The organism is bacterium, from assembly GCA_037131655.1.
Taxonomy (GTDB): Bacteria; Armatimonadota; Fimbriimonadia; order Fimbriimonadales; family JBAXQP01; genus JBAXQP01.
The window spans coordinates 1-2,777 of record JBAXQP010000331.1; the positions used below are offsets into that span (position 1 = coordinate 1).

2 protein-coding genes are annotated in these 2,777 nt (G+C 46.5%); one reads left to right on the forward strand and one right to left on the reverse strand.

Annotated features, from left to right (window positions below; translation table 11 throughout):
* Window positions 1-328 precede the first annotated feature (328 nt).
* Window positions 329-1,861 carry an MBL fold metallo-hydrolase gene (locus tag WCO51_11965; protein MEI6513969.1) on the forward strand — a complete coding sequence of 511 codons (1,533 nt, stop codon included), beginning with the start codon at window positions 329-331 and terminating at the stop codon, window positions 1,859-1,861.
* Between the two features lie 81 nt (window positions 1,862-1,942).
* On the opposite strand, the gene WCO51_11970 is transcribed toward WCO51_11965, so the two are convergent.
* Window positions 1,943-2,218, reverse strand: coding sequence for a hypothetical protein (locus WCO51_11970; protein ID MEI6513970.1), 276 nt, complete (start codon window positions 2,216-2,218; stop codon window positions 1,943-1,945).
* Window positions 2,219-2,777 lie beyond the last annotated feature (559 nt).

Below are 2,777 nucleotides of genomic sequence, written 5' to 3' on the forward strand. Positions count from 1 at the left end.
CAATGAGACAACGGCCATTACCGATGCTAAAAAATAAAACAAAAATCGTTTCATCTCAATTTGCCTCCTCTTTCAAGTGCCGTCATGAGTGATGGATTTCAGAAACTTGCCTAATTAACAGCGATCTGATCAATCACAAATCACGGTCACGTTGGTATTTTGAATAGACCGTTCTATTCACTTTATTCAATATACAGTACATATTTAAGTTTGTCAAGTAATTTTGAAAAATAATTTAGAAAAGCTAAATATTCTGGTGTTTTGAGATTAACTTGTTCACCGACACGCATATCCGGCATACTCTTAGGTTGAGAGGTGAGTGTGTGAAATGACAAGAAACGCGGAACCGGTGGAGATACTATCTGGGCTCTATTTGTTTGTTGATACTTGTAATGTGTATGTCATTAAAGAAGGTGATCGGGCCATTGCGATTGATTTCGGCAGCGGTAAGTGGATGGATTCCCTTGCAGATTTAGGTATTCACCATCTGGACCATGTGTTCCTCACCCACGATCACCCCGACCAATGCGAAGGGCTGCTCAATCGTCCTGAGTGGCCGTTTACTATCCATGCCGCCAGTGGTTACCTGCTTCCTCATGAAGTTGCGGACTTCCACTCGTTACCAACACTAGGCGTGGGGTGTCCTGCCAGTTATTCTGTACTCCCAAAAGGAATCCCCAACATTATCTATAATATGTACGAATTCTTCGACTTCTTTTGGGGCAAGAGGCGCATTTGCTTTATTGAAACACCCGGTCATGGACGGCATTCGGCTTCAGTGATATTGGAACACGCCGGCAAAGAGGTGGTTTTCTGTGGGGATGCAGCCTATGCCGATGCCAAGATATGGCAACCCTATCATCTCGAATGGGAGCACAGCCGGGGCATTGGGGCGATGGCCGCATGGCAGGGAGTAATGCATCTTCATGAACTCGGTATGGATATCCTGTGTCCCTCACATGGTCCAGTGATCGATAAACAACCGCGTCAGATGCTGCGCAGGCTTGCTAAACGCTTGATGGACTTCTTTATCGCCAAAGGTTGTATCTGTGCAGGTGAGAAGGATTATAATATTGAAACAGAGGCTGTCCTTCCAGGTGTCCGCCGTTACCTGCCGAGCCTCTATCAATACGGCGCAAATGGCTACCTGTTGGTCTCAAAGACAGGTGAAGGCTTGGTGGTTGATCCTTATATGCCTGATATGGAGGCGTTAGAGGCGCTGCTAAACCATCTTGGCGGGATTAAACCGACGGCACAGCTATGCTCGCACTATCATATCGACCACTGTGACGGCATCCCCTATCTGCGTCAGAAGTATGGGACTAAGGCATACCTGCATCCCTGGGTGGCGGCTCCTATTAAAGACATTCAAAATACCTTCGCGCCTTATCTGCCAAACGACTCCATCCTGCCCGATACCCTTTGGCCTGAAGTAGGGAAGTGGCAATGGAATGAATACGAGTTCGATGTTGCGCCAATGCCCGGTCAAACGTGGTGGCATTGCGGATTTATGACAACGATTAACTTCCAGCGCGTCTGCTTCGGGGGCGACTCCTTCCAGCCTACCTCAAGATGGAACGGCACTGGCGGCTACTGTGCCTATAATAACTCCCGTTTTGATGGGTTCATCTACAGCGCCAACCTACTGCTAGATTGGAACCCCGACATCATGGCAATGGGCCACGCTGCCGCCTATTACTTCAAACCCTCCCACGCCCGAGCCATCATCAAATGGGCCAAGAAAGCTGAACAAGCCACCCGCGCCCTTTGCCCCACCGGCGATCTGGAACAAGACTACTATATCGTACATGGCAATTCGAACCTATACAAGGCAAGTCTCAAAGACGTCCTGCCAAAATAGGCTTTTTGGATTACGTGAGACAGGACGTTAATTTGAGTTGACTAACCTTCTAGGAATGTATGGTGATGCGCGGGGGTAGTGTTAGAGTCCGAGGAGATTATTGATCCTGTCGACGTAAAGAATATATATGACAGCCATAATGGCGGCGATACTGAAGCCAAAAACGAGGAACCCTTTAAATCCTTCTTCTTTAATGCCGGCAGGGATACCAATAAGCAAGCCGGCAAGCGAAATAAAAAGAGGCCACTTGTAGTCGCTTAGGCCATACTCATATCCCAAATGGGGTTGCTTGAAGAACCAAGCCAGCCCTACAGCTAAAATGGATAATAGCACTGATAAGTATGAGACTTTATTCATAACATCCTCAACAATTATTGTAGCACTTTGCCGTTTGGCTGTCAACTACTCTCATCCGGCTTGAAATGTTGAGCCGAATGGATGGGGCTAGAAATAAGGGATAAATGCGAAGAAGTCGGGGTGCAGGATGTAGAGTACCGCTAAGGCAGAGATGGCACATAAGATAAATACAAGATTTCCAGAACAACCTTGATCATTGCTGCCGGGTAGTATAGCAAGTATTCCACCGGAAAGCGCAAGAAATAGGGGCAAATTGTAGTAAATGGAGTTTGATCCAAAATAAATATTGGGTTGCTTGTTGTACAGAGCTAATCCCAAAGCCGTTATGGATATTGCCAGCGAAAGCATAGAGGTTATGTTCATCGTTTCCTCGTTTGTTATTCTAACATATTGCCTCTCAACTGTCAACTTCCTTGTTTCGGATTGTATCCCCGGATCGAAATTGGAATGAAGCCGATTTAATGGGGCTTGGATTCGTTTTGAAGAAGGGACTAGATTGGATAAAAACAAGCGAAATAGATGATGGGTTCGATAGGTAAGGATAGCGGCTCAATAAGCT

Bases quoted from the DNA above. Each gene is read 5' to 3' on its own strand.
- WCO51_11965 (MEI6513969.1), top strand. From the start codon at position 329: ATGACAAGAAACGCGGAACCGGTGGAGATACTATCTGGGCTCTATTTG.
- WCO51_11970 (MEI6513970.1), bottom strand. From the start codon at position 2,218: ATGAATAAAGTCTCATACTTATCAGTGCTATTATCCATTTTAGCTGTA.